General features: G+C 38.0%; 19 protein-coding genes. 18 read left to right on the plus strand and 1 reads right to left on the minus strand.

The window, feature by feature from the left end; all coding sequences use genetic code 11:
* Window positions 1–2: 2 nt before the first annotated feature.
* The 9 genes from ACTU7M_RS05120 to rfbD all read left to right on the plus strand — a co-directional run bounded on the left by ACTU7M_RS05120 (window position 3) and on the right by rfbD (window position 9,191).
* Complete coding sequence (locus tag ACTU7M_RS05120; RefSeq protein WP_443473302.1) at window positions 3–1,022, plus strand: GDP-mannose 4,6-dehydratase; 1,020 nt, start codon at window positions 3–5, stop codon at window positions 1,020–1,022.
* 15 nt (window positions 1,023–1,037) lie between these two features.
* A complete protein-coding gene (locus tag ACTU7M_RS05125; RefSeq protein WP_443473303.1) occupies window positions 1,038–2,237 on the plus strand; it encodes a GHMP family kinase ATP-binding protein in 1,200 nt (399 codons plus the stop codon).
* The gene (locus ACTU7M_RS05130) at window positions 2,237–2,974 is read left to right on the plus strand and encodes a nucleotidyltransferase family protein (protein WP_443473304.1); all 738 of its coding nucleotides are present in this window, start codon (window positions 2,237–2,239) and stop codon (window positions 2,972–2,974) included. Before ACTU7M_RS05125 ends, ACTU7M_RS05130 begins: the two co-directional genes overlap by 1 nt.
* Window positions 2,975–3,198: 224 nt before the next feature.
* Entirely contained in the window at window positions 3,199–3,945 is a 747-nt protein-coding gene (locus ACTU7M_RS05135) for a YveK family protein (protein ID WP_443473305.1), read from the plus strand.
* Window positions 3,945–4,655 carry a CpsD/CapB family tyrosine-protein kinase gene (locus ACTU7M_RS05140; protein WP_443473306.1) on the plus strand — a complete coding sequence of 237 codons (711 nt, stop codon included), beginning with the start codon at window positions 3,945–3,947 and terminating at the stop codon, window positions 4,653–4,655. Before ACTU7M_RS05135 ends, ACTU7M_RS05140 begins: the two co-directional genes overlap by 1 nt.
* A gap of 205 nt (window positions 4,656–4,860) precedes the next feature.
* On the plus strand, window positions 4,861–6,252 hold the full coding sequence (locus ACTU7M_RS05145; RefSeq protein ID WP_443473307.1) for a DUF4301 family protein: 1,392 nt from the start codon (window positions 4,861–4,863) through the stop codon (window positions 6,250–6,252).
* Window positions 6,253–6,676: 424 nt separating this feature from the next.
* Window positions 6,677–7,243: a dTDP-4-dehydrorhamnose 3,5-epimerase gene (gene rfbC / locus ACTU7M_RS05150; RefSeq protein ID WP_443473308.1), complete on the plus strand. Its 567-nt coding sequence runs from the start codon at window positions 6,677–6,679 to the stop codon at window positions 7,241–7,243.
* Window positions 7,244–7,263: 20 nt separating this feature from the next.
* Complete coding sequence (rfbB, locus tag ACTU7M_RS05155; RefSeq protein WP_443473309.1) at window positions 7,264–8,292, plus strand: dTDP-glucose 4,6-dehydratase; 1,029 nt, start codon at window positions 7,264–7,266, stop codon at window positions 8,290–8,292.
* A gap of 59 nt (window positions 8,293–8,351) precedes the next feature.
* Complete coding sequence (gene rfbD / locus ACTU7M_RS05160) at window positions 8,352–9,191, plus strand: dTDP-4-dehydrorhamnose reductase (protein WP_443473310.1); 840 nt, start codon at window positions 8,352–8,354, stop codon at window positions 9,189–9,191.
* Between the two features lie 254 nt (window positions 9,192–9,445).
* Here the strand turns inward: rfbD and ACTU7M_RS05165 are convergent, their stop codons facing one another.
* On the minus strand, window positions 9,446–10,405 hold the full coding sequence (locus ACTU7M_RS05165; protein WP_443473311.1) for an IS30 family transposase: 960 nt from the start codon (window positions 10,403–10,405) through the stop codon (window positions 9,446–9,448).
* 182 nt (window positions 10,406–10,587) lie between these two features.
* On the opposite strand from ACTU7M_RS05165, the gene ACTU7M_RS05170 reads away from it, so the two are divergent.
* From ACTU7M_RS05170 to ACTU7M_RS05210, 9 genes are all read left to right on the plus strand, one after another.
* On the plus strand, window positions 10,588–11,208 hold the full coding sequence (locus ACTU7M_RS05170) for a sugar transferase (protein ID WP_443473312.1): 621 nt from the start codon (window positions 10,588–10,590) through the stop codon (window positions 11,206–11,208).
* 1 nt (window position 11,209) lies between these two features.
* Entirely contained in the window at window positions 11,210–12,073 is an 864-nt protein-coding gene (locus ACTU7M_RS05175; RefSeq protein WP_443473313.1) for an NAD-dependent epimerase/dehydratase family protein, read from the plus strand.
* 14 nt (window positions 12,074–12,087) lie between these two features.
* On the plus strand, window positions 12,088–13,221 hold the full coding sequence (locus ACTU7M_RS05180) for a glycosyltransferase family 4 protein (RefSeq protein WP_443473314.1): 1,134 nt from the start codon (window positions 12,088–12,090) through the stop codon (window positions 13,219–13,221).
* Between the two features lie 23 nt (window positions 13,222–13,244).
* A complete protein-coding gene (locus tag ACTU7M_RS05185) occupies window positions 13,245–14,150 on the plus strand; it encodes a glycosyltransferase (protein WP_443473315.1) in 906 nt (301 codons plus the stop codon).
* A complete protein-coding gene (locus ACTU7M_RS05190; protein WP_443473316.1) occupies window positions 14,150–15,088 on the plus strand; it encodes a glycosyltransferase family 2 protein in 939 nt (312 codons plus the stop codon). Before ACTU7M_RS05185 ends, ACTU7M_RS05190 begins: the two co-directional genes overlap by 1 nt.
* Window positions 15,089–15,155: 67 nt before the next feature.
* Window positions 15,156–16,205, plus strand: coding sequence for a glycosyltransferase family 2 protein (locus ACTU7M_RS05195; protein ID WP_443473317.1), 1,050 nt, complete (start codon window positions 15,156–15,158; stop codon window positions 16,203–16,205).
* A gap of 21 nt (window positions 16,206–16,226) precedes the next feature.
* Complete coding sequence (rfbA, locus tag ACTU7M_RS05200; RefSeq protein ID WP_443473318.1) at window positions 16,227–17,096, plus strand: glucose-1-phosphate thymidylyltransferase RfbA; 870 nt, start codon at window positions 16,227–16,229, stop codon at window positions 17,094–17,096.
* A 98-nt stretch (window positions 17,097–17,194) separates the two neighbouring features.
* Window positions 17,195–18,664: a lipopolysaccharide biosynthesis protein gene (locus tag ACTU7M_RS05205; protein ID WP_443473319.1), complete on the plus strand. Its 1,470-nt coding sequence runs from the start codon at window positions 17,195–17,197 to the stop codon at window positions 18,662–18,664.
* 44 nt (window positions 18,665–18,708) lie between these two features.
* The gene (locus ACTU7M_RS05210) at window positions 18,709–19,734 is read left to right on the plus strand and encodes an ATP-grasp domain-containing protein (protein ID WP_443473320.1); all 1,026 of its coding nucleotides are present in this window, start codon (window positions 18,709–18,711) and stop codon (window positions 19,732–19,734) included.
* The last annotated feature ends 13 nt before the right edge of the window (window positions 19,735–19,747 follow it).

The raw sequence follows: 19,747 nt of genomic DNA on the forward strand, positions 1-19,747 counted from the left end.
AAATGGAGAATAATCGACTTAATAAAACATTTTTTATTACTGGAGTCGCAGGTTTTATTGGATCATTTCTGTCAAAAAGATTATTAGAACAAGGGTGCCAAGTAGTAGGTATCGATAATATAAATGATTATTATGATATCAATCTTAAAAATGCCCGTTTAGATGATTTGAAACCTTTTGAAAATTTTACGTTTATCAAAGGGGATATTTCCGACAAAGAACTGCTTTTGAGAACATTCGAGGAATATAAGCCTAGTATTGTAGTGAATTTGGCTGCTCAAGCAGGTGTTAGATACTCTATTGAGAATCCAGACGTATATATTCAAAGTAATATCATTGGTTTCTTTAATATTCTGGAAGCGTGTCGATATCATCCAGTAGAACATCTTATCTATGCATCATCCAGCTCCGTTTACGGTTCCAATAAGAAAGTACCCTTCGAAGAATCTGATTTTGTAGATCATCCGGTATCTCTCTATGCAGCAACCAAAAAATCAAATGAACTCATGGCTCATACATATAGTCATCTATACAAAATTCCAACTACAGGATTAAGGTTTTTCACTGTATATGGTCCAATGGGAAGACCTGATATGGCGTACTTTGGATTTACTGATAAATATTTTAATGGTGAACACATCAGTATATTTAACAACGGTGATTTTGAGAATGATCTGTACCGGGATTTTACATATGTGGATGATATTGTTGAGGGAATCGTAAGGTTGATAGATAATCCACCTAAAGAGGAAGTTCCTAGTAAAGTCTATAATATTGGGAACAACAGTCCTGAAAAATTAATGGTGTTTATTCAAACGCTTGAAAAATGTTTGAGTAAATCATTAAATCGCGAAATAGTCTTTGATAAAAAGTTTGAACCTATCAAGCCTGGTGACGTTCCTGCCACGTATGCTTCTACAGATAAGTTACAGGCAGCGATTGCATTCAAGCCGGAAACATCCATCCAAGACGGTCTGCAGAAATTCACCGATTGGTATGTGGAATATTACAACAAAAAGTAGTTGGAGGGAAAACGTTTGTCCGAATTAATCAAAAAGTTTAAAGAGATTTATGATGATAGTGATATCCGGGCGGTCCGTTCTCCATTGCGGATTTGTCCTTTGGGAGCTCATTCTGATCACCAAGCGGGCAGAGTAACGGGAATGACCTTGGATTCCAGTGTGGACATGGTCTACTCTCCAACAGAAGATGGTTATATCCGTGTTCAAAGTCTTGATTTCCCGGATAAGGAATTGTTCCATATCAGTCATGAATCGGAATATATCCCCGGATTTTGGGGGAACTACATCCGCGGTGCTGTTTTGTCCTTGCAACAAGACCATGTCTTGAAAAAAGGATTGAATGCCATTGTCAGTGGCAAGTTGCCAATCGGGGGATTGAGCTCTTCGGCAGCGGTAACGACAGCATATTTAATGGCGTTGTGTGATGTGAATGATATTTCCGTTTCCAAGTTGGATTTGATTCAGTATAGCCACTGGGTTGAAACGAAATTCATCGGCTTGAAAAACGGTATTCTGGATCAGTCTGCCAATATCTTGAGCATGGATAACCAACTGATGATTATGGACTGTAAGACGAATGAATTCAATATGGTTCATAAGGGTGCATCTATGCCGGAATTCGAGGTCGTTGTCGTTTATTCCGGTATTTCTAAAGATTTGATTAGCACTGATTTCAATAGTCGTGTTGATGAAGTACGGGTGGCTGGTTGGTTGCTCCAGGAACTGAGTGGACAGGATTTAACGCCATTAAATCAGCTGCAGTTGCGTGATATTCCAGTCGAAGTTTATGAACAATACAAAGATCAACTTCCGGAACGATTCCGTAAACGGGCGGCACATTACTACACCGAACAAGCACGGGTGGCAAAGGGTGCAGAGTTTTGGGAACAAGGGGATTTGGAATCATTCGGACAATTGATGTTTGAGTCAGGCGAAAGTTCCTTCTATCAATATGAATCTGGTATTCCAGAAATGCAGACAATTTATTACTTGTTACGTAAATGTAAAGGTGTTTATGGTGCACGACCGAGTGGTGCGGGTTACCGTGGTGCGGTCATTGGACTAGTGGATCCAGCTTACAAAGAAGCAATCAAAGCATTTATTGATTCTGAATATCCAAAACACCATCCAGAGTATAAAGATGTCTATGCCGTGAATTTCTGCAAGACAGCTGATGGTGCAAGTTTGGTTGATGATTTAGGGATGGTGAGATAATGAAGGCAATTATTTTAGCAGCTGGTTATGCAACACGTTTGTATCCTTTGACAAAAGACCGTCCCAAACCACTATTGGAAGTGGCTGGAAAAATGATTTTAGATTTTATTGTTGAAAAAATTGATCGGGTTAAAGAAGTTGATGAAATCATAATCGTGACGAATGATAAGTTTGCTGGGCATTTCGAGGACTGGCGCGAAGTTGTCTCTTATTCCAAGTTAATAACAGTGGTGAACGATGGTACATTGACCAACGATACACGATTAGGAGCAATTGGAGATATCCAATATGTTATCGATACAGTGAATATAGAGGACGACTTGATGATTTTGGCGGGGGATAATCTTTTTGATTTCGAACTGACCGATTTTGTCGCTTATTTCAATGAAGTGGGAACAGATTGCATTACTTCATACGTAGAAGAAAATGAAGCCCAAGTGAAGCGGGCGGGAGTTGTCGAGTTGGACGACTCGCAAAAAGTTTTGTCGTTTGAAGAAAAACCTGCAGAACCACGCTCCAATTATTGCGTGCCGGCGTTTTATTTGTATACACGGGAAACTTTGCCTCTTTTCCAAAAATATTTGAACGGGGGAAATAATCCCGATGCGCCGGGACACTTCGTTCCATATTTAATTGATGAAAAAACTGTTCATGCGTTTTTGTTTGAAGGGAAGCGTTATGATATTGGGACAGTGGATAGTTATGAAAGTGTGAAAGAAATATTTGAAAATAAATAATGCGATAAAGTGTTTAAGCTCCAAATGAGGTTTCCTCATTTGGAGTTATTTTTTAGAGGATTAAGAATTTCCAAAAAAATATAAACTAAAGTTATTTTGAAAACAGTTATTTAAAAAAAGGCAGAAATATGCACTTTATTGGGGATTTCAATAGTTTTTTTCATAAACATATAGTACAATTATTAAGTGTTAGAAATACCGGTAAGAAGTTTAGGGAGGATATAATGGAAGAAGAAGAAATAAGTTTAGGCGAATTATTTGCAATTATCAAAAATAAATTAGTACTCATCATATCACTGAGTATTGCAGGGTTACTTTTATCAGCCTTGTATACTTTTTTTGTTGTCACCCCTATGTATGAATCAACTACCCAGTTATTGGTGAACCGTGCAGTCGATGAAAATGTTGGTATCCAACTGAATGATATTAATACCAACGTCCGCATGATTGATACTTATAAAGATATTATCCGTGGTCCGGTCATCCTGGAAGACGTGAAAGCGAATCTGGATACGAATTTGACGGTCAGCGAAATCAGAGAGATGGTCAATATCACCGCGAATGAAAATTCACAAGTGTTCTCATTAACCATCACATCCGAAGACCCAGTCGCTGCCGCTAATATCGCCAACGAAATAGCGACAACGTTCCAGAATAATATCAGTGATATCATGAATGTGGAAAATGTTTCCATCATTTCTGAAGCGAATGTGAATCCCAATGCTGTATCCCCAAATATTCCGATGAACCTCGTTTTAGGGGTGCTTGTGGGCATGATGTTGGGAGTAGGAATCGCCTTCTTGCAACACTTTATGGACAATACCATCAAAGGCTCGCAATTTATCAATGAGCACATCGGTTGGACTGATTTGGGAACGATTTCCGTTCTTTCCCAGGAGGACAAAGAAAGTATTGAAGAGTACCTTCAAAGTCAAACCGCAAAATCAAACAGAAGGAGCAGGGTAATATAGTGGCTAGTAAAGCAAAAAGAAATCACGTTAAAAAAGTCTCCAGTTTAATCACAGTGGCAGATCCCAGCTCAATGGTATCGGAACAATTCAAAACCTTGCGGACGAACATCCAGTTCGCGATGATTGATAAGAAAATGAAATCATTAGTGATTGCTTCGGCAGCACCGCATGCCGGTAAGTCTACCGTTGCCTCCAACTTGGCAGTGACGTTTGCCATGCAAGGGTTGAATGTCCTGTTGGTTGACACGGACTTGAGAAGACCAACGCTGCAGAAATTCTTCAATGTTCCGAATGTGATGGGTTTGACCAATCTGTTGACGAACACCGAAGCTGACATTGAGGAGTACGTTGTTAAAACGCCATCCAATGGTTTGTATCTGCTCACAAGTGGTCCGGTTCCGCCTAATCCATCTGAGCTGCTCGGTAGTGACCGTATGCAACAACTGCAAACGCAATTGGAAAATCAATTCGATTTGGTTATTTTTGACACGCCGCCATTGCTGGGTTTTACCGATGGACAGATTTTGGCTGGTAGAGCAGATGGTACCATCTTTGTCGCGCATCATGGTGTGGCCAAAAAAGAAAATATGCTGAAATCAAATGAAGTTTTGAAGATGGTTAATGCCAACGTATTGGGTGTTGTCTATAACCAAGTACCTTTAAGCGATATTGATAATAACTACTATTATTACTACTCAGAAGAAGACTAAACCAAATAGCCGCTCTCGCATCTTGAATGCGAGGGCGCTTTTTGTATTATCTGAAAAACACAGTAAATATTTAAATATTGAAACCGCAATCAAAAAACAATCATCTCTTTTTCTGATATACTTAATTTTATATTATAAAATTGTGGTTTTTGTATAATGATAAAGATAGAAAGTATATTGAAACATATAAATGAGGTGGATAGTGATGGAAGAGTATATTGAGAAATTTCGTAATGGCACACATTACATGAATATTGTTTCGGCCGTGACGAAAAATGACCTGTATCGTGTTAGTGAACTGTCTGATGAGTATTTAGACTTGGATTGTGTAAAGCTGGTTCCCGCAAGCGGAGCAGCTACCAGAATGTTCAAAGACCTGTATGCCTTTTTGGAAGATGAGAAACCAACCGAATTTATTGACCGGTTTTTTGATCAATTGGAAAACTTCGCTTTTTATGAAGATATCAAAGACAATATCGAAGAAAATAAAATCGATAAAAATACGAGTGCAGGGCGTCTGAAAATCGCCGATAACATTGTAAATAGTGAGTTAGCGTATGGCAGCCTACCTAAGGCGTTGATCAAAATGCACACGTATGAAGACAACACCACTACGCCGATTGATGAGCACATCTTTGAAGGCGAGCAGTATTTAAATCAAGACTTGGTCAAGCTACACTTTACGATTGCTGAAGACCATGAGGATCTTTTTAATCAGTATGTGAGTCAAGCGTTGCAGGAAAAAGATAATATCAATATTACCTATTCCTTTCAAAAGAGTGAGACTAACACCCCGGCAGTAGATATGGATAATCAACCTTTTTATCTAGAGAACGGTGAGATTCTTTATCGCCCAGGCGGTCATGGCGCGTTGCTAGAAAACTTAAATGATTTAGATGCTGATGTTGTCTTCATCAAGAACATCGATAATGTGTCGCACCACAGCCTGATGCAAGACACGATTGAATCAAAAAAAATCCTGGCTTCTGCGGGACTAGAGGTACAAGCGCAAATCAATTGGTATATGAATGATCTTTTAGCTGATGAGTACAATCTAGAAGATATCGCTTTGTTTATTAAAGATAGATTGAACATCACATTGAAGACTGAATTGACAAAAGACAGGGCATTGGAATTATTGAATAGACCGCTGAGGGTATGTGGAATGGTCAAGAACACCGGTGCGCCAGGTGGTGGTCCCTTCATTGTCGATAATGGCGATTACCTGGATTTGCAAATATGTGAAAAAGCGGAAATAAATTTAGCTGATAATGAACAGCAAGCAATCTTTAATGAGTCAGAATATTTCAACCCTGTTGATATTGTTTGTTTTATAAAAGACTGCAATGGTAATAAATTTGACTTGCGGAACTATGCAAACCCGGATCGCTATTTCATTACTGAAAAAACATATCAAGGCAAAAAAATAAAAGCCTTGGAACATCCTGGTTTATGGAATGGCGCCATGCACAATTGGAATACATTATTTATTGAAGTACCTTTAACAACGTTTAATCCCGTTAAAACGGTCAATGATTTGCTTGATGAAGGGCATCGTGATGTGAGTGTTGTGAGGGTCAAGAATGTGGTGAACTGATATTTGAAATTGACAATAGCTAAAATTAAACAGAAGAATATTAAACCCCATACCGCTCTTGCATATTGAATGTAAGGACGATTTTTTTATGAAAATATAAGTATTATCATTAAATTTTTTGACAATCTATGTATCAAAGCAGAATTGGATCGTATTCCAATAAAATGTATCTTTTCAATATTGATGAATAAAAATGATAAATATTGAAATCATATTCCAAAATATTTAAAAAATTGTATAATATAGTTATTGTCGTATTTTGATAATGTAATCGAGTGATGTTGACACATCAAATTAAGAACTCAAGAACGTCAAAATGTTTCCCCGCATAAGCTTTAATAACTGGATAAACATTAAGCGATAGTAATGAGAGTGAATATTTTATGTTAAAATTGTATAATCAGAACTGTAAGGAGATGAAAGTGTGAACATTATTGAAACAAACCTGAAGGATGTTAAAATCATCGAAACAACTGTTTTTGGTGACCATCGCGGCTTTTTCACTGAAAGTTATTCAAAAGAACAGTTTTTCGCTGCGGGGATTACCCACCAGTTTATCCAGGATAACCATTCCTTGTCGGTGGAACCCGGAGTTTTGCGGGGGATGCATTTTCAAACGCCCGATAAAGCGCAGACAAAGATGGTACGGGCCACCACAGGGGTCATTTATGATGTCTTGGTAGATATCCGTGTCGGCTCACCGACGTATGGTCTATGGGAAGGATATATACTGAGTGAATTTAACCACCGTCAGCTCCTCGTTCCCAAAGGTTTTGCGCATGGATTCGTGACCTTGACACCAAACTGTAACGTCCAGTATAAAGTGGATGAACTCTATTCCAAAGAAAATGACGGTGGAATTGCGTTTGATGATCCTGAAATCGGAATTATTTGGCCAATGCAAAAGGATAAATTGATTCTATCGGATAAAGATATGAAACATCCAACCTTGGGAGAACTGGAAAACCCATTTGTTTATGGAGAAATATAATCATAAGGAGATAAGACAGAATGAAGAAAATGATTGTGACGGGCGGAGCAGGATTTATCGGTTCCAATTTTGTACATTATGTTGTAAAGAATCATCCTGAAATTCATGTGACAGTATTGGATAAGCTAACCTATGCTGGAAATGAAGCGAATTTGGCGGGGTTGCCCGCTGATCGCGTTGAGCTTATAGTAGGGGATATTGCCGATGCCGAACTGGTTGATAAATTGGTAAAAGAAACAGACGCTGTTGTGCATTACGCTGCGGAATCGCATAACGATAACTCCTTGGAAGATCCGTATCCATTTCTTCAGACGAATATCATCGGAACTTACACGCTGATTGAGGCATGCCGAAAATATGATGTACGTTACCATCATGTATCGACCGATGAGGTTTACGGTGATTTACCTTTACGTGAAGACCTCCCTGGCCACGGGGAAGGACCGGGTGAAAAGTTCACAGCGGAAACGTCTTATAACCCATCAAGTCCATATTCTTCTACTAAAGCTGGATCGGATTTGTTGGTGAAGGCTTGGGTTCGTTCGTTCGGCTTGAAAGCTACTATTTCAAACTGTTCAAATAATTATGGTCCATATCAACACATCGAAAAATTCATTCCACGTCAAATTACTAATATTCTGTCGGGTATTCGTCCAAAGTTATACGGAGAAGGGAAGAATGTTCGGGACTGGATTCACACTAACGACCATTCTTCGGCAGTGTGGACAATCTTGACAAAAGGGCGCATAGGTGAAACTTACTTGATTGGTGCAGATGGTGAACAAAACAATAAGGCGGTTCTGGAATTGATTCTGGAATTGATGAACCAACCAAAAGACGCCTATGAACATGTAGTGGATCGCCCAGGGCATGATCTACGGTATGCGATTGACTCCACCAAGTTATATCAAGAATTGGGCTGGGAGCCACAATTCACGAACTTTAAGGATGGTTTAGCAGATACCATCCAATGGTATACAGATAATGCATCTTGGTGGCAAGCCGAGAAAGCGGCTGTCGAAGCCAAGTATGCCAAGAACAACCAATAAGTTTGAAAAGCAAGAGGTAGGCATAACCCTACCTCTTTTTTACAAGGGGGATAAGTATTATGATTCTAATTACAGGGGCAAACGGTCAACTCGGAACAGAATTAAGAAAATTATTGGATGAGAAAAAGCTCGCCTATGTTGCGACGGATGCATCTGAGATGGATATTACAAATAAAAGTGCGGTCGATGCCGTCTTCGAAGAAGTAAAACCGACACTCGTATACCATTGTGCCGCATATACCGCAGTCGATAAAGCGGAAGATGAAGGAAAAGAACTAAACGAGAAAATAAATGTTACGGGGACGCGCTATGTCGCGGAAGCAGCGGAAGCTGTAGGGGCGACACTTGTGTACATCAGTACAGATTATGTCTTTGATGGTACAAATCCTACCGAATACCAAATTGATGCAGAAGCAAACCCTAAAAGCGAATACGGTCGAACTAAATATGAAGGAGAACAATTAGTTCAAACTATTTGTTCCAAATATTATATTATACGCACCTCCTGGGTATTTGGAGAATTCGGCCCTAACTTCGTTTACACGATGCGTCGGTTGTCAGAAACGCATCCCAAATTGACGGTTGTAAGTGATCAAGTTGGTAGGCCGACATGGACGCGAACCTTGGCAGAGTTCCTAGTCCACGTCGTGGAAGTTAAGGCATCTTATGGTATTTATCATTTATCTAATGATAATTCCTGTTCATGGTATGAATTCGCACGTGAAATCTTAAAGGATTCCACGGTGGAAATTACCCCTGTTACGTCGGAAGAATACCCACAAAAAGCTTATCGTCCTAAACATTCGGTCATGGATTTAAGTAAAGCAAAAGAAACGGGATTCGATATACCCACCTGGCAAGAGGCATTAGAAAATATTTTGTTGAAAATCGAGCAATAATTTAAGAGATAAGTGAAGCTAGATAATAAACTGTTCCTGGATTTAATACAGGAACAGTTTTTTTGTTTGTGTCGAATTTTTGAACAAAAAAACAAAGATAACGTTTTCAAGATAACGAAATCTAATTAAGCTTTAATAAATCAAATATAATCATCATAAAATGCAATTTACTGTGCAAAATTCGGATAATAAGTGGTAAGATAATGAGGATGTTGAAGAAATTTGTTGTTAAAAAAATTAGAAAATTTGATTTGTCAATTTAAGCTAGACAAAGTAGATTCGTCTAGGTAACTCAAAAATACTTCCAGTGGCGTCTGGTATGCCAAGGAATTTCGTGGGATGTTATTTCGCTTGTTTGCAACCGATGAAACAAAGGCTTGGTCCACTTGGTTGAAGTCCATTTCTTTTGGCAACCCATCTTTTCGCAGCAATCCGTTGGAGTTTTCATTTAATGCACGCTGTGATGGCGTTCCAGGATCAGCGAAGTAAATAGCGATGTCATGTTGGTTGCTTAGGGTTTTCCAATTGGAAAATTCTTTCCCACAATCAAAGGTGATGGACTTAAATAAATGTCTGGGAATCGCTTCAAACCACTTGTTCATCGTATGCTCGATGTCACTTGCCTTCCGCCCATCGGGCTTCAAGGTGATAATGACTTTGGAGAGGCGTTCGACCAAGGTTATGACGGCACTTTTGTGATGGACACCGACAATGGTATCGCCTTCGACATGACCAAATTCTTCCTTGAATGCCGGGTAATCATTCTCCCTTTCAGCGATATTCCGCTTGAAGGCCTGTTTTCCCCGACGTTCCTGATGGCCGTTTGGTTTCCGTTTTCCCTTCATGGGTAAGGTTGTTTCATCGAATACCTTTTCCTTGAAGCGACGATAGAGCGTCCGCATGGAGCATGCGATTGGCATCTCCTGGCGACCGATGATGACATCGGGCGTCCATCCCTGTGCGACCTTTTCAGTGATGTACACCTGTTGTTCCTCGGGAAGGACAATCTTGCGCCGTCCACAACGCGCCTTGTTTTTCTTATATTGTCGGTAATAGTCCAAGGCCGTATGGCCTTTCTTCAGGAAATTGATGACGTTGTAGATTGTCATTCTGGAACGTTTTAACTGAGCGGATATTTTCGTTACAGCGATGTTTTGGCGGTAGTAAGCCTCTATCATCACCAGTTCATCCGTGGTAAGATGGGTGTAGGTCATTCGTGATCACTCCTATGTATTCTTTGGTCGGAATTACAATTTGAGTGTACCACGAATGGCTTTTTTATTTGTCTAGCTTAATTTTACAATCGACGAAATTAAACTTATTTTCCATATGATAGGTTGTTTTAAAGAGATTGGTCTATATGGAAATGGTAAATGAAAAACTGGAGGAGTAGCAGATGTATGTGTACGTGAAAAGAACTACTGATTTTATATTATCATTAATAGGCTTACTGATTCTGTCACCGGTTTTCCTGGTTTTATTCATATTGATAAAGCTGGATTCACCGGGACCCATCTTTTTTAAACAAAAGAGGGTAGGAATCAATAAGTCTTACTTTTATATATTGAAGTTCCGGACTATGCGTATAGATGCACCAAAGGACACACCGACCCACATGTTGGGAAATCCGGACCAATATATCACCCGCGTCGGCAAATTCCTACGGAAAACAAGCTTGGACGAGTTACCCCAAATCATTAACATTCTGAAAGGCGATATGGCAATCATCGGACCACGACCAGCGTTATGGAATCAGTACGATCTGATAACTGAACGCGATAAATACGGCGCTAACGATATACCCGTCGGCTTGACTGGTTGGGCGCAAATTAATGGGCGTGATGAACTGGAAATACCGTTGAAGGCTAAGCTGGACGGTGAGTACGTCCGAAGTATGGGACCGGTCATGGATATCAAGTGTTTCTTTGGAACCCTCTTTAGCGTCCTGAAATCGGACGGTGTACTTGAAGGCGGAACCGGAATGAAAATCGATAACGAAATGAAGGGACGCTCGTGATATGAAAAAAATACTCGTAACCGGAAAAAACAGTTATATTGGTGTTTCCCTAGAAAACTGGTTGAAAAAATTTCCAGAAGATTATCACGTTTCAACGGTGGATACAAGGGATAGCAATTGGGAGAACAAAGATTTCTCACCCTATGATATCGTATTTCATGTTGCGGGAATTGCGCATCAAGATACAAAAGAGGATCAAAAAGATCTTTATTACAAGATTAATCGTGATTTAACCATCGCAATAGCTAAAAAAGCCAAAGCTGAAGGTGTAAAGCAGTTTATCTTTATGAGTAGCATGATAGTCTATGGTGCAAGCAACCAAGTAGGTGAAGATAAAGCGGTGACACGTGATACAGTACCTCAACCCGTTAATTTTTATGGAAAAAGTAAACTATATGCTGAACAGGGAATTATCCCGTTACAGGAAGATGATTTTAATGTTGTAGTTCTACGACCCCCTATGATTTACGGCAAAGGTGCAAAAGGGAATTATCCAATTTTGGCCAAGTTTGCTAAAAAATCACCTCTTTTTCCTGATATTAACAATAAAAGAAGTATGTTGCACATTGATAATCTTTGCGAATTTATTCGACTGATAATTGATAATGAGGAAAAAGGAATCTTTTTCCCGCAAAATAAGGAATATGTTAAAACAAGTGAAATGGTCAAGATTATAGCAAAAGTGAATAATAACGCTATTCATCTGACAAAAATATTTAATCCCATTCTTAGAGTAATGGGACCGAAAGTGAATATTATTAATAAAGTATTCGGAAATTTATATTATTCTCTGGAATTATCGGAATACAAAGAAGACTATCGGATTAATAATTTAGAACAATCCATCATGGAGACAGAAACATGACAGAGGGGATAGGTATGAAGAAAGCTTTAGTTTTAGCATCAGTTGCTTCAATGATTGATCAGTTCAACAGGCCGAATATCATGCTTTTACAGAATCTGGGTTATGAGGTGCATGTATTAGCTAATTTTCAGGAGGCAGGAACAATTTCCAATTCTCGGGCCCAAAAGGTTATGGCTGAACTGAGAGACGAAAATATCAAAGTTTACGACGTTGACATCCACAGAAAACCATTTAATAAAGGGAATATCAACGCCTACAATCAAATCAAACAGATTATGGCTGATGAGAAATATGCACTTGTCCATTGTCATTCACCCATAGGGGGAGTATTGGCACGACTAGCAGCACGAGGACAGGATAGTAAAGTCATTTATACAGCTCATGGTTTTCATTTTTTTAAGGGAGGACCTTTATCGAGCTGGCTAATTTATTATCCTGTTGAAAGATGGTTATCCCGCTTTACAGATGTTCTTATTACCATCAATAAACAAGATTTAAAGCGTGCTAAAAATTTTAATATGAAGAATTTAGCATTCATTCCAGGGGTAGGTTTGGACACTCAGAAATTCGATATACCTGAGATTGATACCAAGCAAAAAAGAGAAGAACTTGGGCTCAAAACTTCCGATTTCGTTGTCCTTTCGGTCGGAGAACTTACGAAGAGGAAAAATCATCAAGTCATTATAAAAGCCATTCATGAAATTGCTCATGATGATATCCATTATTTAATATGTGGGCGTGGCCCGGAGAAACAAAACTTGGAAAAATTGATAGCTGAACTGGGGCTTTCAAAACAAGTACACCTCTTGGGATATCGTACCGATATTGAAGAACTCAATCAAATATCAGACGTTTTTGCCTTCCCGTCCAGAAGAGAAGGCTTAGGAATTGCGGCCTTAGAAGCAATGGCAGCAGGATTACCGATACTTACATCAGATGTACAAGGAATACCGGATTATTCCGTCACGGGAGTGACCGGCTATCTTTATGGTCCGGACGATGTTGCTGGCTACAAAGAAGGAATTACAACTCTCTATGATAATAGGCAATTGGCAAGGGAAATTGGCTTAAATAACAAGGAAGCTGTCAAGAAATATGACATTAAGAACGTTAATGTCATCATGAACACGATTTATTCAGAAATATAAAATGTAGATTTTTGGAGGATAAAATGCATAAAGTATTAGTATTGCTATCAACGTATAATGGTGAAAAATATTTATTGGAGCAACTGAACAGTCTTATTTCACAAGTGGGGGTGGAAGTCTCTATTCTTGTACGGGATGATGGCTCTACAGATGCAACGAGAAGCATCTTAGAAGAGTGGCAGGATAAAGGTTTATTGACATGGTACGAAGGTGAGAATCTTAAACCAGCAATGAGTTTTCTGGACTTGGTGAAACATGCTCCAAAAAGCGATTATTATGCTTATTGTGATCAAGATGATGTCTGGTTTGAAGATAAACTAATCACAGCTGTCACAGCGCTCGATAAATTTGATTCCCAGCAACTTAACTTGTATACATCTACATATGATGTCGTCGACGACCAACTTGGCTTTATCCAACAAAGGGATATGCATTTTGAAACACCACTAACACTACCTTCAACTATTCTTGAACGTTGTCCATCTGGGTGTACAATGGTTTTCAATTATGCTTTGAAAAATATGGTAGCCCGGAAAAAACCAGATTTCATCAGGATGCACGACTATTGGACGCTAATGATTACCGAAGCTTTTGGCGGAAATATCGTAGCTGACGCTGAATCCAGAATTCTATATCGCCAGCATGCAAACAACTCAGTGGGACATGGGAAAGGTATTAAAACAGAAATCAAGCGCTTGGTCAACAGCGCTGTAAACGGGGACAACGAAAGACAGCGACAAGCAAAATCCTTGTACGATTGTTACCATGATATATTGCCTGAGAAAAGTATTAAACAGTTAGAGAAAGTAATCAATTATCGTGATTCTTTCAAAAATAGGCTTGATCTTGCTTTCGATAAAGAATTTCGCTCGACTTCTCTTAAACCTAATATGTTATTTGTTGGTTCTGTTTTATTAGGATTGTTTTAATGAACAAAAAAGAAGAGGAGTTGCTGATTATGAACCGTGTTCAAGTATTGTTATCAACCTATAATGGTGAAAATTATCTTACTGAGCAATTGAATAGTTTACTCAACCAAAAAAATGTGGAAGTTGACATTTTGGTGAGAGATGATGGCTCCAATGATTCAACTAAAGCATTATTACAGGAATGGCAAGAAAATAAAAGGCTTAGGTGGTATACGGGGGAGAATTTGAGACCAAAAAAAAGTTTCTTGGATCTTTTAAAAAAATCATCTTCTGAATTTAGTTACTATGCCTTTTGTGACCAGGATGATTACTGGGTAGAGGAAAAATTACTCACAGCGGTTAATAAAATAGAGCAAGTAAAAGAAGACATACCCGTTCTGTATTTTTCTGAGGCCTTACTGGTGGATGAGGAATTGAATGAATTGGGGAAAAGTGATTTTGCAACGGGAGCTTTTTCTTTTGAAGAAATTTTGATCAAAAATAATGGTAGTGGTTGCACCATGGTATTTAATAAAAAACTTCGGGACTTAATTAATACTGGAAATTACGATAACTTGTCTAACGAACCACTTCATGACCATTGGATTTATATGGTTTGTCTTGCAGCAGGAGGAAAAGTTATCTATGACTCTGACTCATATATTCAGTATCGTCAACATGGAAATAATGCAGTTGGAGGGGAACGTAGTTTAACAGAAAAGATTAAATCTAGTCCCCTCTTTAATAATGAACAAAGAAGATTTAAGTGGTCTATGGAGCTATTGGATAATTACAAGGATTTCCTTACTCCGGATAGTCATGAGTTATTGGAGAAAATCAAGAATTATAATCATAACTTTTCAAGTCGTTATAAACTAGCAACTGACTCACGATTGCGTGTCGATAGCACCTTGGAAGACGCCATATTAAAATTAACAATATTATTTGGGAAATTTTAGTAAGAGGGGTCAGTTAGCGAAAAAGATAAATATATTTTTAAAACTAAGATAGAGGAGTTGTAATGATTTGGATAGACCCATTTTTTCAATAATTGTTCCAGTTTATAATACGCCGGGACGATTCTTAAGGGAATGTCTGCAAACCTTAAGAGAACAAACCCTTCCGGATATTGAAATTATCCTAATTAATGATGGATCGACTAACGAATCACCAACTATTTGTGAAGAAATTGCGGAACGTGATCCAAGAATCAAACTGGTACACCAAAGAAATAAAGGTGTTTCATCTGCAAGAAACAAGGGATTGGATATGGCCCAAGGGGATTGGGTGATTTTTGTGGACCCTGATGACTGGGTAGACGTTCGTATGTGCGAGGTGGCATATGAAGCTATCACGAAATCCAGAAGGGATATCTATATTTTCCCATATTGGCAGGATCAACTGATTCGGGAAATTGCCAAATATAAAGGGAATTCAGGAATAGATTTGGAACACGAAGAACAAATAAAAATCCAATTGGCGGTTATGGACAGTAATGATGAATATACTCCCCATTTGATTGGTTCCATTTGGTCAAAAGTTTATAATCATCAATTCTTGGAAAGTAATCACATTCGATTTAAAGAAAATCTATCCATGTCGGAGGATCTTATCTTTACACTTTACGCCTTTGAGTATGCAAAAAAAATTGGCTATATAGATTATTTATTCTACCATTATCGAACAAATCCAAATTCGGTTACAAAGAAATATCGGTCAAATATTTGGTTAAATATAGATAAGACATTGAAAGAAGCAAAAATCTTTATTGAATCATTCAATAAAGATCATGAATTTGAACAAGGATTTTATCATTTGACCACAAAGTTGTTGAAAGATAATTTGATGTTGGATTTTTTCAATGAGAACAATCCAAAAAAGTATTCTCAACGAAGAAGAGAGTTTAATAAATTAGTTAATAGTTCACCCTATTCAGAGGCTCTTCAAAATATTAATTTAGATAACTCAGCCAAGAAGAAAAAAATGAGTATCTTATTGCTAAGACACCAAAATTTCTTCCTATTATCTAAATATTATTCTTATTTACGTAAAAAAATGATCCAAACAAACAAATAAATTTTTAAAAGGAGCTTTATTATGAAGGGAATTATTTTAGCTGGTGGTAGCGGAACGAGACTATATCCATTGACGAAAGCTGTGTCCAAGCAATTGATGCCGGTTTATGATAAACCAATGATTTATTATCCTCTATCAACACTGATGTTAGCAGGAGTTAAAGAAGTTTTGATCATCTCAACACCAACTGATACAGAACGTTTTGAGCAGTTACTGGGAGATGGCTCAGATATCGGGATTCGTATTGAATACAAAATACAGGAGAGTCCTGATGGATTGGCACAGGCCTTTTTAATTGGTGAGGAATTCATTGGTGATGATTCGGTTTGTCTAATTCTGGGTGATAATATTTATCACGGCAGTGGATTGGCGCAAATGTTACAACGTGCAGCAAATAAGGAGACTGGTGCTACTGTTTTCGGGTACCATGTTCAAGATCCAGAGCGTTTTGGTGTAGTGGATTTCGATAAGGATAAAAAAGCCATCTCAATCGAAGAAAAACCTGAGAATCCTAAGAGTAATTATGCCGTGACGGGACTTTATTTTTATGATAATAAAGTGGTTGAAATCGCGAAAAATATCAAACCTTCACCTCGTGGGGAGTTAGAAATAACAGATGTAAACAAAGTTTATTTAGAAAGAAATGAGCTGAATGTTGAAATTATGGGACGTGGTTTCGCATGGTTGGACACAGGAACTCATGAATCTTTGCTTGAAGCATCAACATTTATTGAAACGATTGAAAAACGTCAAAATCTAAAAGTGGCTTGTTTAGAAGAAATTGCCTATCGTATGGGCTACATTAGCAAAGAAGATTTAATTAACTTAGCGCAACCGCTCAAGAAAAATGGGTACGGTCAATATTTATTGCGAATTTCATCCGGGAAATAAGTACTGGTACTAAGATGTTTTTTTAAGACACATGATGCAGTATAGGGGTTCAAATATAAAGTCGGTATGAAAAATTTAGAAATACAAGGTGTAATATTATGAACAATGATTTAAATAAATCAAAAGTAATCAATTCTCTTTTTTGGAAATTAATGGAGCGAGGCGGAACGCAGGGATTGCAGTTCGTTGTCCAAATAATATTGGCAAGATTACTTGAACCTGAACAATACGGGATAATTTCAATAATAACTGTCTTTATAGCTATTGCAAACGTATTTGTGCAAAGTGGATTTAACACAGCGCTTATCCAGAAAAAAGAAGTTAATGAAACCGATTATTCATCAGTATTTTATCTGAGTTTAGCGATATCGGTTGTGTTGTATATAAGCCTGTTCTTTACTGCACCGCTCATTGCTGATTTCTATAGTATGGCCCAATTGGTACCCGTGATTCGTGTGTTATCGATTACGCTAATCATTGGTACAATAACATCCATACAGAATGCAGTTATATCAAGAAATATGGAATTCAGAAAGTTGTTTACAAGTAGTTTGGGAGCCACGCTTATTTCTGCAGTAGTCGGTATTACAATGGCGTATAGCGGCTATGGAGTCTGGGCTTTAGTTGCCCAGCAATTAACGAATCAAATAGCGATTACCTTTATTTTGTGGGTGACAGTCGATTGGCGACCAAAATTATTGTTCTCATTTAAACGGGTTAAAGTGCTTTTCTCATTTAGTTCAAAATTGCTTATTTCACAGCTACTGGATACGCTCTACAATAATTTGCGTAATCTGATAATCGGGAGATTATACGCTCCTGTCATCTTAGGTTACTATAATCGAGGGGAGCAATTCCCTTCATTGATAGTAACAAATGTGGATTCTTCCATTCAGTCAGTTATGCTTCCAGCTCTATCATCACAACAAGATAATAGAAAGAGAATGAAGGATATGATGCGAAGGTCTATCGTAACAAGTTCATTTTTGGTTTTCCCAATGATGATCGGTTTGGCGGTAATTGCAAAGCCGATGGTATCAATTATTTTAACGGATAAATGGTTACCATCAGTTCCATATATCCAAATATTTTCTTTGAGTTATGCTCTGAGACCCATACATACCTCGAACCTTCAAGCTATTAACGCTTTGGGGAGAAGCGATATTTTCCTGAGACTGGAAATTGTCAAAAAAACAATGGGGATTATTGTTTTGGCAATAAGTGTTAATTACGGTGTCTATGCTATAGCGCTTGGTGCCATCCTTACTTCGGTTATTTCAAGTTTTATTAATGCTTATCCGAACCGCGCATTGCTTGATTATAGCTATCTAGATCAAGTGAAAGACATTATGCCTTCGTTTTTATTAGCATTGTCTATGGGTGTATTTATCTATGGGGTTCAATTTTTGGATATCCCCGTTCCCTTAGTTTTAATACTACAGATTTTTGCAGGAACTGTTTTTTATTTTGGAGTAGCTAAATTACTTAAAATGGAAACGTATGAATATTTATTCAAAACAATAAAAGAAGTACTAAGCAAAAGAAAAACGATGAAAAATGCGATGTGAAAAACACAATACATTTAAATTTTACTTTCAATGGAGGACATGAAATGAATATACTTTTAACTTCTGTGGGTCGACGCAGTTATTTAGTGAAATATTTCCAAGATGCTCTGGGAGAAACTGGAGAAGTTCATGTATCAAATAGCAGTTCTCTTACTCCGGCTTTTCTGTGTGCGGACAAAGCAGTAGTATCACCTTTAATTTATGAGGGGAACTATGTAACGTTCTTAAAGTCATACTGTTTAGAAAATAACATAAAAGCAATCATTTCTTTATTTGATATTGATTTGCCAATATTATCCGCAAATATACAAGCATTCGAAGAAATCGGTGTAAAAGTTATTGTGTCGAAACCCGAAGTAATCGAGATTTGCAACGACAAGTTGAAAACTTTTAATTTTTTGATCGAAAATGGCTTTAAGGCTCCTAAAACATACATTTCGCTTCCAGCCGCCATGGAAGCTCTAGAAAAAGGGGAAATCAGTTACCCTGTTATGATAAAGCCACGTTGGGGAATGGGCTCAATCGCTGTATTTGAAGCAGAGAACGACCAAGAACTGGAAGTGCTTTACAAAAAGGTATATGGTGAAATTAAAGCCAGTTATCTTAAATATGAAGCTCAAGAAAATTTAGATGAATCGATTCTCATCCAGGAAAAATTGAAGGGCGAAGAATATGGTTTGGATATAATCAACAATTTAGAAAACAAGTATGAGAATACGGTTGTCAAAAGAAAATTCGCGATGCGATCTGGTGAAACAGATTGTGCAGAAACAGTGGTCGAACCGAAGCTGGAAGAATTGGGCAAGCTCATTGGCAAGAAACTAGGACACACTGCTAACATAGACGTTGATGTATTTTTCGATGGAGAAACCCCATATATATTAGAGATGAACGCACGTTTTGGGGGAGGCTACCCATTTAGTCACATGGCTGGGGTAAATTTACCATTAGCTATTATCAAATGGCTTAAAAATGAATCAGTCGACAGTGAGTTGCTGGTAGCACAGCCGGGCTTTGTAGGGCATAAGGATATTGAGATAGTTGATATTTCAAAAATATTTAATGTCTAATCAAAAAGTGCAA

This window comes from Jeotgalibaca sp. A122 (genome assembly GCF_052266715.1).
Taxonomy (GTDB): Bacteria; Bacillota; Bacilli; order Lactobacillales; family Aerococcaceae; genus Jeotgalibaca.